The 12,700-nt window shown below is 45.9% G+C and carries 14 protein-coding genes; 2 read left to right on the top strand and 12 right to left on the bottom strand.

Annotated elements, in window-relative coordinates:
• Window positions 1-242: 242 nt before the first annotated feature.
• From JMG82_RS07150 to JMG82_RS07100, 11 genes are all read right to left on the bottom strand, one after another.
• Complete coding sequence (locus JMG82_RS07150) at window positions 243-1,004, bottom strand: glycosyltransferase family 2 protein (protein WP_236579112.1); 762 nt, start codon at window positions 1,002-1,004, stop codon at window positions 243-245.
• The gene (locus JMG82_RS07145; protein WP_201352035.1) at window positions 997-2,232 is read right to left on the bottom strand and encodes a hypothetical protein; all 1,236 of its coding nucleotides are present in this window, start codon (window positions 2,230-2,232) and stop codon (window positions 997-999) included. The genes JMG82_RS07150 and JMG82_RS07145 overlap by 8 nt, the downstream gene beginning before the upstream one ends.
• Complete coding sequence (locus tag JMG82_RS07140; RefSeq protein WP_201352034.1) at window positions 2,229-3,704, bottom strand: lipopolysaccharide biosynthesis protein; 1,476 nt, start codon at window positions 3,702-3,704, stop codon at window positions 2,229-2,231. Before JMG82_RS07140 ends, JMG82_RS07145 begins: the two co-directional genes overlap by 4 nt.
• A complete protein-coding gene (locus JMG82_RS07135) occupies window positions 3,596-4,333 on the bottom strand; it encodes a WecB/TagA/CpsF family glycosyltransferase (protein ID WP_201352033.1) in 738 nt (245 codons plus the stop codon). The genes JMG82_RS07140 and JMG82_RS07135 overlap by 109 nt, the downstream gene beginning before the upstream one ends.
• 262 nt (window positions 4,334-4,595) lie before the next feature.
• Window positions 4,596-5,840, bottom strand: coding sequence for an oligosaccharide flippase family protein (rfbX, locus tag JMG82_RS07130; protein WP_201352032.1), 1,245 nt, complete (start codon window positions 5,838-5,840; stop codon window positions 4,596-4,598).
• 70 nt (window positions 5,841-5,910) lie between these two features.
• A complete protein-coding gene (locus tag JMG82_RS07125; RefSeq protein WP_201352031.1) occupies window positions 5,911-7,071 on the bottom strand; it encodes a nucleotidyltransferase domain-containing protein in 1,161 nt (386 codons plus the stop codon).
• Entirely contained in the window at window positions 7,055-7,774 is a 720-nt protein-coding gene (locus JMG82_RS07120) for a glycosyltransferase family 2 protein (RefSeq protein WP_201352030.1), read from the bottom strand. The genes JMG82_RS07125 and JMG82_RS07120 overlap by 17 nt, the downstream gene beginning before the upstream one ends.
• On the bottom strand, window positions 7,767-8,513 hold the full coding sequence (locus tag JMG82_RS07115; protein WP_201352029.1) for a glycosyltransferase family 2 protein: 747 nt from the start codon (window positions 8,511-8,513) through the stop codon (window positions 7,767-7,769). Before JMG82_RS07115 ends, JMG82_RS07120 begins: the two co-directional genes overlap by 8 nt.
• On the bottom strand, window positions 8,503-9,549 hold the full coding sequence (locus JMG82_RS07110; protein WP_201352028.1) for a phosphoenolpyruvate carboxykinase (ATP): 1,047 nt from the start codon (window positions 9,547-9,549) through the stop codon (window positions 8,503-8,505). Before JMG82_RS07110 ends, JMG82_RS07115 begins: the two co-directional genes overlap by 11 nt.
• Before the next feature lie 3 nt (window positions 9,550-9,552).
• A complete protein-coding gene (locus JMG82_RS07105) occupies window positions 9,553-10,002 on the bottom strand; it encodes a PqqD family protein (protein ID WP_201352027.1) in 450 nt (149 codons plus the stop codon).
• 226 nt (window positions 10,003-10,228) lie between these two features.
• Window positions 10,229-10,546 carry a hypothetical protein gene (locus JMG82_RS07100; RefSeq protein ID WP_201352026.1) on the bottom strand — a complete coding sequence of 106 codons (318 nt, stop codon included), beginning with the start codon at window positions 10,544-10,546 and terminating at the stop codon, window positions 10,229-10,231.
• 295 nt (window positions 10,547-10,841) lie between these two features.
• Between JMG82_RS07100 and JMG82_RS07095 the strand changes: the two genes are divergently transcribed.
• On the top strand, window positions 10,842-11,501 hold the full coding sequence (locus JMG82_RS07095) for a hypothetical protein (protein WP_201352025.1): 660 nt from the start codon (window positions 10,842-10,844) through the stop codon (window positions 11,499-11,501).
• A 46-nt stretch (window positions 11,502-11,547) separates the two neighbouring features.
• On the opposite strand, the gene JMG82_RS07090 is transcribed toward JMG82_RS07095, so the two are convergent.
• A complete protein-coding gene (locus JMG82_RS07090) occupies window positions 11,548-11,733 on the bottom strand; it encodes a hypothetical protein (protein ID WP_201352024.1) in 186 nt (61 codons plus the stop codon).
• A gap of 19 nt (window positions 11,734-11,752) precedes the next feature.
• Between JMG82_RS07090 and JMG82_RS07085 the strand changes: the two genes are divergently transcribed.
• Window positions 11,753-12,640 (top strand): hypothetical protein, encoded by an 888-nt coding sequence (locus JMG82_RS07085; protein WP_201352023.1) that lies wholly within the window; start codon window positions 11,753-11,755, stop codon window positions 12,638-12,640.
• The last annotated feature ends 60 nt before the right edge of the window (window positions 12,641-12,700 follow it).

The following is a 12,700-nucleotide window of genomic DNA, read 5'->3' as shown; positions in this document are numbered from 1 at the left end:
ATCCCCTATGGTAATGGTGCCTCCTAATCTTGCATTTTGTCCCAATTGGCTTCTATTGCCGACACTCAGCCTATCACCATTACCAAAATAACATCTATTTTTTACAATTACATCTTTTCCACAATTTTTTATAATTTTTTTAGTAAAAAAATATCTAATTTTATAATATAGTTTGTATCCGGGGAAAGGCTGCATTGGAAGAAACTGAATAAAACTATAATAGAACAAAAGATAAATTTTTTTCATAAAGTTCCTTTTAATTTATAAAATGTTGCAATTATAAACCTGAATATTACTGAAAAAATATTTTCATAAAGATTCATATCTGCATTTTTTCTTGCTGCAAAACCTTCTTCTAGTTTTTCTTTAATATGCATTTGGGCGCTTACCCCTTCAAGCCTATAATTGACAATGGGTTTTTCTATGTATTGAAAAATATTTGGATCCCGTAGAAATGCCTCGAGAACGAATTGATAATCAGACAAGGCCTTTAATTTCGTATTGTAAAGATGTTTTTCGTACTCTTTTTTTGTAATAAACATCGAAGGATGGTTGTATGTCATGCCATAATATTTGAACTTGAAAACCGATGGATGAAACTTTTTGATAGCTCGAGAACCATCTTCTTTAATATCGTACCGATCCGCATGAAAAATATGTTTGCTCGGATGCTCCAAATAAGCTTTTACCATCGTTTCTACAGCATCGGTTTCATACCAGTCGTCGCTGTTGATCATACCTATAAGTTCGCCATTTGCCATTCTGATGCCTTTGTTCATTGCGTCATAAAGACCTTCATCCGGCTCACTGACCCATTTGGATATATTTTTTTCATACTTTTTTATGATGTCGAGCGTGCCATCGGTGGAGCCGCCATCAACAATAATGTATTCAATATTTTCGTAAGTCTGTTTTATGACGCTTTGAATGGTCTGTTCCAAATATTTTTCGCCATTGTAAACCACAGTTATAATACTGACAAGTGGTTTTTTTGTTTTAGACATTGAAAAATAGTTTCCCATTTATTTTTTTCATGAAATCTTCATTTTTCGTTTCTCGGACTTTTTTTGAGATACAAGTTCCTGTGGCCATCCATAAAAGTATAAACTCTGGGGAAAAAAAAGGGGCATAGCTGATAAACCATGTTAGCAAATATGATAAAATATAATATCCACTCATTTTGGAGATAATATTTTTTGATCTTAAAATACCTAGGAAGGAGGCGGGTAAAAGGATGGATATCCATAAAAAAAGCATGATATAACCACCCTTTAGAACAATATGCATAAATCCAACTTCATTAACTTGCCGATTTGCTGCATCTCCTCCTTCAATACCTGCTTTTTTTAAACGATAGAAATAAGGACTGAAAAAAGTTCCCATGGCACCACGCCCTATTATCTCATCAGATAAAGACATGTCATCTAGCATTTCAATTACTACAAATGTTCTAGTGTCTCTTGTCAAATCTTCATTTTTTTTCAAGCCATTAATATATGAATTAAATTGAACAATAATAATGATAGCAAAAGATATTCCTATTAAAAAAAAAGCTAATTTTTTATAAAAAAGGGTATTATTTGTTTGCCTCAAGTATTCAATAGTAAAAAAAATGAAAAAAAGTCCCAAAAATAAAGCATTGGTTCGTTGTGATGACCAAATACTGGCTATAACGAAGGCAATAAGTGAAATAATTAGACTCAATATATTTTTTTTGGTTTGGTATGGATAAGTCATAAGGAATACTGGCCAAAATTTCAACCATTTTAATATACCATAGAGACCTAATGGAAATATAAGATTGGAGAATAACAGAAAAGTGCCTGTATATAATAATTTTCTTAAAAAGCCAAAGAGGGCAATCCAGTTTTGTAATTTTGCTCCAAAAACATATGCCAAAGGCATTAACCAAGTCCAGCCCATAAGAAAGTTGCCGAATAATGACATCATTGCTTTTAAGTCAAATGATAAACTTCTCATAATCGTGATCAATCCCCAAAAAATAGATAAATAAAGTAAAGTTTTAAAATATAAATGTATGTGTTTGTTTATCTTTTTTTTGAGTTTAAAAAAATAAATAATGAGTAAAATACCTGAAATATTCATTAATAATGAAAGAAATATTTTTACATAAATGCTATATGCACCCAAGTTGAATGCATAATAAGAAGAAATATTGATAAGTGAAAATAACAAAATTATTTTTATCGCTTTTTCTTGGTTGATTTTCATTTATTCCATATACCCGAAGCTTTATTGTGAATTATTTTATTCACTTGAATAGGGAACACAATAATTTCAATTGCATTAACAAGCAATGTAGCCAATATTACCCCTGAAACACCAAAATGTGCATTTTTTGCCAAATAAATTGAAAGAGGTATATTTGTTAATGCTAGGAAGAAACCTAAATAAAGTTGAATTTGAATCTTTCCTGTCCCATTAATAAACATTACAAATGGGTATCTATAAATTCTTAGAATTGTTGTTATTCCCATGAAAAATGTAAGTAAAAATGGTATATCTATTACATTTCCTATCCATATATCATATATTCTATTGGCAATGAATATCATTAAAAAGGTCAGTATCGATATGATAATACTAATTTTTGTCAATAATTTCATTGATTTATGAAGCCAGATAGAGTCATTTTTAGTATAAGCATTAGTAAATGCTGACCAATATGGAGTGGTGATCAATGTGGTTATTGTTAGCATAACCATGAAGTATTTATATGTAATATTATATGCAGTTACATCACTAGAGCCCAATATTTTGTTGATTATAAAGTTATCAGTTGTATATAAAATAATATAGCTTATTTGAATAATAAAAAATTTTCCACCCAAATTCAGAATATCTGTTATCAGTTCTTTTTTGAAATATTTAAAACTGGGTTTTATTATGTTGTATTTTCCAGTAAATGCCATAAAGGTTACAACCATATGTATAATAACTGGGATACCAAGTACTATCATTCCATAAAGAAATATAGATGTAGTTGTGATATGCATCATTATATATACACAAATTAAAATAAATAGTTGTCCAATGAAAGTAAGCAATTCGGGAATGGATGCTTTTTGATCTGCATAAAAAAGAATAGAAATATTTTTTAAAGATAAGTTGATTGAAAAGAAAAAGAAAGATATCAAAATAAGGTGAGATACGGAAAGGTCGATTGGATTATAGTTGAAAATAGAATGCCAAGGGATAAAAGGGAAAATTGTAATAAATAAAATAAAAGTTATAAAAGAAATAATGGCAGTGCTTATATAAGCTGTACTAACATATCCTTTTGCTAACTCATAATTATCGCTAGCAAGAGTTTGGGCAAGTTTGTTTCTAAGTCCATTGCCAATTCCAAAGTCAGCTATAGCGAACCATCCCAAAAAAGAAAACAAAGTTAACCATAAACCATAATTTTCTTTCCCTAAATAATTGATAGACAAAGGCACAAGAAAAAAACTTACAATGATTGAACCGACTTTAAAAATACTGGATAATCCAATATGCTTAAATAAATTCATTGAAGCAGGATCAAGATTTTTTAAAACTTTTAAATTATTAAAAATATTTGAAAAAAACATTATTAATATTTTTTGACTTTGTACAGCATCATCTCGAAAAGAAACTTGGGCGTGGAGACGAAATTTCTTTTCCACAGGCGTCTGGGCTCGTTGACCAGTCTGGGCAGCCACTCCAGTCCTCTTTTTTGCCAGAATTCCGACGGCCTTTTGATGGTGCCGGCGTAAAAGTCGAAGACGGCTCCGATGGAGCAGATGATGTTGGCATCGATTTTGTCTTTGTGCTCGTAGAGCCATTTTTCCTGCTTGGGCGCCGTCATGCCGATGAAGAGCACATCGGGACTGTGCGCATGGATGGCGGCGAGAATTTCCTCGTTGTCCTCTTTCGTAAACTTCTCTTTGAAGGGGGGCGAGTGGAATCCGGCGTCGATGTTGGGGTATTCTCTGTCCAGTCTTTCTTTTATCTTTTCCAGTGTGTCCCATGTAGAGCCCATGTAAAAGCATCTGCCGTGCTCGGCGTTGAGAAGTTCCAGCAGGTGCTTGTGCAGGTCCGCTCCCGCGATTCTTTCTATGGGGTCGTTGTTCACGAATTTCGAAGCCATCGCGATGCCGGTTCCGTCGGGCATCAGCATGTCCGAAGCGTGCAGGGCTTTCTGAAAAAGAGGATCTTTTTTGGCTTCCACATAGGAGTGGGGATTTAGGGTATTGATGATCTTTTTGCCGTTTTTCGGAATCTGTATCTTTTTCAGATCGTCACAAAAGACATTGTAACCCATGATATTGCTGTTTTTTCGTTTGCTCATCGCAGTTCACCGCGGCAAATGGTCATTGTATTCTGTTCTATCGCTACACTCGTTCTCTATGGTTTTTGGCCGGTACCGTTTTGCTTGCGCATCCCAATATCGGCATATTTGTAATATTTTAAATTGTTAAATTTTTAGGAATTGTAGTGAATTTTGGCTTTGAAAGCGCTTTGCAGGAAAATGGCGGCAAACTGGAAGCGAAGATCGCGGCGTTGCGGCCCAAAGGCCGGAAGGGGGGAGCATGATGGTAGAAAAATTGCGCTCAGATGTTCCACAGGCGATGTTTGCGGATGTAGTGGAATCTGATGGCAAGGGCGGTGAGCATGTTGAAAACGTGCGCGTAGGCCACCAGGTAGAAGTCGCGAAAAACCAGTGCGCCTATGAGCACGAAGAGAATGTAGAGAGCGGATGCGTAAATGAGAGAGTTGTTCGCCTCTTTGGTGTAGCCGAAAGCGGCAAGCAGGGGGTACCCTACAAGCGCGTTCATGATGCCGAACACGGAGGCGCCGAAGATGATGATGAAAAGGTGCGACAGGGTACTGTTTTGGACGCCGAATACGAAAAGAAAGAGGGATTCGTTGAAATAGAGAATCGGAAGGATGGCGAGTGTCGCGAAAACGGTCGTGCCGTAAAAGAGCTTTTTGAAAAAGCGGATATTTCTGGTGCGGCTCATGTAGGGATAGATGGTTTGGGAGAGGATGCCTCCCAGACTCGAAAAGGCCATGGTCAGCTTGCCCACCATGGAGAAGTAGCCGACGATGAGGTTGCCGAAGCAGAGACCGACGATGACGGTGGCCAGATGCTGCGCGCCGTTTCCCGCGACGCGGGAGAGGAAAAAATGAAAGCTCTCCCGCAGTTGGCCGCGGAGCGTTGCCCGGGTGGGCAGGACGATTTTTTTTATGCCGAAACGCCGAAATATGAGCCACAGGGAGTAGAGCCCCCCGAGAATGGCGCCCGATGCGTTGAGAATGGGTACGTAGATGTAGTCGTCGCTCTCTTTGACGAAAACGAAAATGAGCACGGTAAAGGCGATGCGCGAAGCGACGTTGATGAATGTGATGTATTTCATTCTCTCCATCCCCTGAAAAAACCAGGTGGGAAAGAGGACGTTTCCGACGACCAGGCCGAATGTAGCATAGTAGAGCGCCGCGTGGCGGCTGAGTAGTTCGATGCCGTTTACAAGCAGTCCGAGCAGAAGAAAGGAGACGAACGCGAAAAAAGCCTTGATGAGCATGACGGTGGAGAAGATTTCCGTCACTTTGCGACTGTCGTCTCTGTTGACGGAGATCTCTCGGGTCGCTGAGAGCTCGAAACCGAAACTTACGAGGATGTTGAAATACATGATGACGGAGAGGGCGAAGTTGACAAGACCGTAGTTTTCCACGCCCAGCACCCTGACGAGATACGGCAGCGTGACAAGGGGCAGGAGCATGTTGATGCCGTGCAGAGCCGAGAGCGAAAAGAAGTTCGAAAGAAGCCTCTTTTTGTCTTCGGTCAGTGTATGCATGTTTCGGTCTCTTTGCGTTTTGCGTCCGGTTCGCATGGCCGCTAGAGAAGCGGTGCCGCCTGGTCGGGTTTCATGTGACGGCTCTTTTGAAAACACGTACGGAAAGCCCGGCCAGCTCCCCCGGTATCTGCCATATGGAGGAGAGCCGCCAGTACAGCTTCAAAAAGGAGAAGGCCCACACGGGGTTCAAAAAAGCGTAGGGGCGTTTGGAGCGGGCCTGCACATAGTTGAGGTACATGTAGATTCTTTTAAGCAGCTCTTCTTTGAAGGTGAGGTTCTCACCGTAGCGTTTGACGGCATCCCGGTAGTATTCGATTCTTTTGGGTTCGATAGCCTCAAGTCCCGTCAGGGCATCCTCTGGAATCGATGCATGAAACCGCTCCCACAGGTAGCGCAGCGAGTAAAGAAGCGGCAGAACGACATGCCGGGTCCGCGCGTCGTCGAGAAGCCGCGGCCAGTCGATTTCGCTGTTGTCGATGATGGTTTTCGCGTCGGCGATCCAGCGAATGGAGGCGACAGGGTTCCATTCGAGGCCATGGACGCATGTATGCATGAGGTGGTCCGTGGCATCGAGAGTATAGGTGGAAAAACCGTTGAAATCCACGGGTTGAACGCGTTGCCAGAGGGCATCGTCGTCATGGGTGCCGCAGTTCTCCCTGAGCAGATGCCAGTGCAGGTCGAGCTCCTGTCCGGTCTGCGTGTGTCTGAAGCCGAAGCCGTGCATAAAGTAGAAGAGTTCCTCGTCGAACATCTCCCAGGTGCCGTCGATGGGTTCGTACCCCTCTTTTTTAAGGACGGGGAGGGCTTTTGCCACGTCGGAAAGCCGGATCAGAAAGTCGAAGTCGTTCATGGGGCGCAAGCCAAGGTCTCTGTAATACAGTGCGATCATCGCCGCGCCTTTGAGGATGACGGTCCGCACCCCCGCTTCGTCGAGGGCTTCCATGAGCGGGCGGATGCGATGGAACGTCATCTGGTTTTTGTACCAGGCCCGTCTGTAGATTCCTTTGAAACGCTGCATCAAAGGATGCTCCACGCCCTCTTTTCTTAGCTTCATGTAGAGCAGGGGAAACATGCGCTGCGGCCCCTCCTGCAGCGCTTCGTAGTTTACGGTCCGCAGCCACTTTTCCCAGGCTTCGAGGGCGGCGTCTTTGGGCAGGAGAATGGCTTCGAGAAGGTATGTGTCCTCTTGCGAGGGCCAGTAGCCGCCGTGGTAGTCAGTGGGTGTTTTCATCGGAGTGATCCTCCCTCTCTTGTTTCCGGGCGCGTTTTTTGCGGAGTCTCTCCTGCAGGATGCGGGCGAAATCGTTGCGGCCGGCCCTGTTTTCCAGGCCGATGTTGGTATCGTGGAGGCGGCGCCTTAACAGCGTTTCGTCAAGGGTGTGAAAGGCAAGCCCCGCTTCCGTGGCGCGGCCGAACCACTCGACAAACTCTCCCACCCGCCATTTTTCCTGCAGGTAACCGACTTGCAAAAAATCCTCCCGACGGATGAGCAGCGTCCCGAACACGAGGCCGGGAAGGGTCTTTCCCGCTTCCGCTTTATGAAGATGCCTGTGCTCTTCGGTGCTGAACTGCTCGACATGGGCGAAAAGCATTTGGACATGCGGATGGTCCTGCAGGTAGGCCACCTGGCGCCGGAGCTTGCCCGGCATCCAGAGGTCGTCGGAGTCGAGAAAAGCCAGAAACTCGCCGGTGGCCTCCCGTATGCCCCTGTTTCTGGCCGCCGCCTGTCCCGCGTTTTCCTGATAGATGTAGCGAATGAAGGGGTAGCGGGCTACGATCTCCTGCGTTCCGTCGGTCGAGCCGTCATCGACGACGATGAGTTCGAGGGGTTCGTAGCGCTGGGCCAAAACGCTCTCGATGGCTTCGTCCAGATATCTTCGACGGTTGTATGTAGGGATGATGACGCTGACGGAGGGATCGGTTCGCTCAGGCATGTTCCGATTTTCCTTCCAGGTCGCTGTAGGAGGGGAGTTTCGCCTTGATGTTCGGGTTTTCACGGCGGCGTTTGAGGGATTTGCGAAACATCTGAAAAGCGTATTTGCTCATGCGGCGCATGTCATGGGTCATGTTGGCGTCGTGACGCCGGTGAATGTTGGTGACTTCGTCGTAGGCCAGGATCTTCAGCTCCTTCTCCCTGGCACGCAGATGCCAGTCCCAGTCCTCGTAGTAGATGAGCTCTTCGTCGAAAAGGCCGATCTTGTCGAAAGCTTCGCGGCGCACCAGCGCGACGGGCATGCTTTGGCAAATCTGCGGCTCGGTAACCAGGTCGTCGCCGTAGGCGAGTTCCCTGGCGTCGGGAAGATAGTCGACCCTCTGACGTCCAAGAACGATCAGCGCGTCCGGATGCTTTCGGAAGTGCGCGAGCTGCCGTGCCAGCTTGTCGTCGGGCCAGATATCGTCGGCGTCCAAAAAAGCGATGAATTCGCCACGGGCCAGTCTGAGGCCGTAGTTTCTGGCGGAGGCGGGGCCGCCGTTTTCCTTGCGGTGGTAGGAGATGAGGTCGCGGTAGGGTTGCAGAACCTCTTCCGTATTGTCTGTGGAGCCGTCGTCGACGACGATGATTTCGAGATTCGGGTATTCTTGCCGCAGAATGCTTTCGATGGCGTCCGGAAGGTGTCTGGCGGCGTTGTAAGTGGGTATGATGACGGAAACCAGGGGAGTCTCAGCCGGCATGGGAAGCCTCCTTCAAAATAGAGAGTATCGTTTCTGGTATCTCTTCGTAGCGCGTTCCGGCGCGAAGGTTGTAGGCCGGAAGCTTTCGGACGAGCTGTGCGAAATAAGCGAATGTGCCGCGGTCGCTTCCTGGCAGCTGAAACATGCTGCTGGGAGCCAGGGCGCGCAAAGCGGCCGATGCCGATGCCTTGTCGTACCCGCTTTCGGGTCTGCCTGTGACATGGGGCATGACGATGGCGCGCAGCGGCAGTGATTTTCTCAACTTTTGCGGCTGGAATTCGTTAATGAAAAGAAGCGCTTTTTCAGTGTCGAGTCGGTCGGCGTTGCTGGCGTGTTTCAACAGGTGGGGGAAGTTGATGGCATGGTCGGCGTTGAGTTTGGCCGAGTTGTAGAGACTGTGGACGACGGGTACAGGATCTTTCTGCACGAGTACATAGTCGTCCCCGATATAGAAAAGATCCGGATGCGACAGGCACGAAAGTGCCGAGGTCGATTTGCCGGAGCCGCCTTTGCCGACCAGCAGGACTGCGCCTTCGTCCGTACCGATGGCGGCGGCGTGAGCGTACTGAAGCCCTTTTCGGATGCCCCACCAGAAAAATGCGTTGCGGAGGGGAGAACCCGTTTCGTAATAGGGAAGCGTTCGGGCATCCCTGACCCAGAAAAGGGCGAGGTTTTTTTCGGTGTTGAAAATGTTAAGGGTACCCGAGTCGAGATTGAACGTGGTGGCGATGTTCTGGGTGTTGTATCCTCGGATGAGGCCGTGTTCCAGGTAGTCGTCGGGACCCCATTCGACGGGTGGTAGGCTGCAGCCGGTTGAAGCGGTGTCCCATAGGTGTACGGTGAGGTCGGGATTGTCCGGTTTTTCGCAGGCGAGATGCTCCAGAGCCGGCGTGATGCGGGGAACGAGGGCCGGCCCTGCGAAGAGCAGCCGGACATGATGGCCCGCGATGCGATAATCTTTTGCGATGGTTTCCTTTTCCATCGCGTCGTAAGAGACTTTTTCGATTTTTTCGAAAAGTTTTTCCGCTTTGTGCATCGGTTATTTGGCCTGGGTGTTGGGGTTGACGTGGGGCCATCCGCTTTCGTCGACGTCGTGCACAGGGTCGAGGACGAGCAGATCGTTCATATCGGTGAATTTTTCGAAAACCGGCGGTTGGAAGGGAACTTTTCCGCCGGTTTTCTGGTCGGATGTCTCTTTTTTCTGAGTGGATGCATCGGCTTCGCTGATGAGATTTTCTTTCAGAAAGGTGCCGATCATCTCGTCGATGGAGTTGCGGATCTCTTCTGCTTCGGCCTCATATTTGTCTTGAAGGTTTTCGAGAATGGAGCCGACACTCTGCCCCTCTTTGATGCCCTTCCAGATATCGATGGCACTCTTTCTGAGACTGAAATAGTCGCCATTATCAAAGTTGATAACGATAATCTCGTCTTCGAATATTTCGTCGACAACTTTGGGGACATTCGGCTGATAACATTGGTCGGTTTGCATGGGAAACATTCCTTCTTTTTTTGTTTTTATTTTAATAAAAGCCATCTAAAATTTGTCAGATGTATACGTTAATTATCGACGAATTCGCTATTTCTTTAAGAAGCAGGAAGTGCGATCGCGGCATTGCCGCTGGCACGATCGCAGCAAGAGAGACCGGCGGGGCATTTTGAGTCGCTTCTGCGCCGCGGCCGAGTTCTATGGTGTTTGCGGTTTCTCGTGTTTTGGTCTATTTCTCATGGAGCTTTTTCAGGATCTCCTTGAACTTCTGTTTGGTGAATTTTTCAAATGTCTCCAGATCGGACTTCAACATGTCGTATTCGTGCCGAAGCAGCGTGATCTCTTTTCTCAGATCTTCGACCTCCTTTTCGAGCCGCTGGATGAGTGAGAATTCGTTTTTGTTGACCAGGACGTACATCCTGTTTTGCTCTTTGATGGTTGTCAGCTCTCCCCTTTCGATCATATAGTAGATGGTCCGCAGACTTTTGCCCGTCAGCGAGGCGTACTCCTTGATAGTGATTTTTTCAAAACCGTCCCTTGGTTCCATCGTCGCTCCTTTTGTGGAATGGTACCACAATATCGGGAAATATTGCATTATCGGCTGGAAATCCGACAAAATGACGTGGGCCTTCCCTGGGGAGACAATTACAAATATGCATGTTTGTATTCCCGTTGGCTGCTTGAAATGCAAGAGATTTTGCGACTGAAACTTCGTATTTATGGTCTTGTTATCCCAGAGAAATTGATTGAGGCACAAATAGTTTAAGAAAATAGTAATGTAAAATGTGAAACAATTCTTTTGTGTGAACAATTTCCTTAAAGAAATAATAAAAATGATTTCCATGACGGAAACGATCAAGCAATACATATACATCGCGCATCACGCCATGTTGATTACGAAGAATCCGACCCTGGAAGAATTGGCGCCTCATGTGTGCCACCACTTCAAATTTTCGATGGAAATCATCGGACTGCTGACGAATCTCAAAGAGAACGAGGATGCCAGAGAGTATGTGGAGCAGAGGCTGACCGAGATGTTCGAACGTCTGCAGCAAACGATCGAGATTCGCGTGAAAAACGGGTGGCGATACAAAAAGAGCGAAAGAAAAAAGGTGCAGAAATGGACGAAGGTCGCTTTCCGGCTGGGCGGGAAGGCGCTGATCGCGCTGCATGCGAACGACCAGTACGGCAACGCCACGCACTACCACTTTCATATTCTAATGCCTCAGAGTGTCAAAAGAGGCGAGAATTACGTCATCGTCAAAAATGCGATCCGTCACGTTTGCAAAGAGTTCGGCGTGGTGCCGCATTATGACGAGATCAATCATCTGGAGCCGCCCAGATCGGAAAAAGCGAAAATGAGCCGGTTTACGTGGGCTATCTCCGGATCGAGTGAAAGCGATTTCATACAATTTGTCCAAAGAAAGAATTTTCTGAAACAGTTGGACAGTTTTTACAAATACTCGAAAAATACGGAAACCTCTCCTATTACGCCAAGGTGATGCAGCATCTGCAAACCAGGCTTTGTGACAACGGCATAAAGATCCGCTACAGGGGGCACGACCTGTGGCGGGATTTTCCGATTTTTCTGTTAACGAGCGAGGTCAGGGCGATCGAGTGGCTGCGCAGCGGCGGGGAGTCGGGCAGCTTGGAGGAGAGGGTCGTTTTCAGGTCGCAGATTATCAGGGAATATGTAAAACGGACTTTCGGCCTGCCTTCGCGTCTGTTCGACATTTTTGAGCGATACACCCTTTTGCTCGACGACATTAAGTACGACAGGGCGCTCGCCGCGGACCTTGCAAGACGCATAGCCCAAAGGCCCCTGAAGGATGAGAACTATTACGGGAACATCGTCAACGACATCGCCAGCGAAGTGTTCAAGAACGTGACGGGTTTTGAGGCGCTGAAAAGGGCGTTTAGGCATGTCGGTTTTGAGGGGGTCCAGGTGAACAGCAACGAAAAATACGTCACGGTACGCCTTCTCTTTTACGATGAAAAACGCGGCAGCACCCATGCCGTGGAGGTCAAGCGCAAGACATCCGGCGTAAAAAAAGATTTCGAGACGATGAGACAATACAGAGAGCGTGACGGTCCGGTTGAGATACACGAAATGTTCGGTTACAACTCCCGGTTGCGTCATATGGCGCTGGAACAGGTGCCTCCGGTGCCTGAAAGTCTGAATTATACTCTCATAAAGGAAGAGATGTATCATGAATATGTCATTGGAAATTTTAAAGAGCTTGCAAATCATCTCGAGCGTACTCTCGGAAAATCAAAAGACGCAAACGCAAAATCAAGCGTACTTGGCGCATCTGGGAAAGAGGATGGATGGTTTGGAAAAACTCATGCAGGCGTTATTGGAGGAGCTGCAGAAGGAATCCGACGATTTGCATTTTGTGGAAAAATTCGAAACGGCATTGAACAGAGGCTTGCTGAAATACTCAAAGGCGTTGGAAAGTTCGCTCGAAAAACAACAAATGCAATTTTCCAGCGTCATGGACAATGTTACGCAACGACTCGCAGAAACACTGAGGCAATTGCTGCGCTGATCGAAGAGAACCGTATGGAGATCCTTCAGCGCGTCGTCGAAAAGAGTTTTGCGCAAAACATATACAATCCCCGGCGGCACCGAGGATTGTAGCCGTTGCGGCCAAATGCCGCAGACGAAGGCGTCATCGGGCGCGAATGCGAAGTCTCCCGC

The organism is Hydrogenimonas urashimensis (assembly GCF_016593255.1).
Lineage (GTDB): Bacteria > Campylobacterota > Campylobacteria > Campylobacterales > Hydrogenimonadaceae > Hydrogenimonas > Hydrogenimonas urashimensis.
This window is presented reverse-complemented; position numbering and strand designations above follow the sequence as displayed.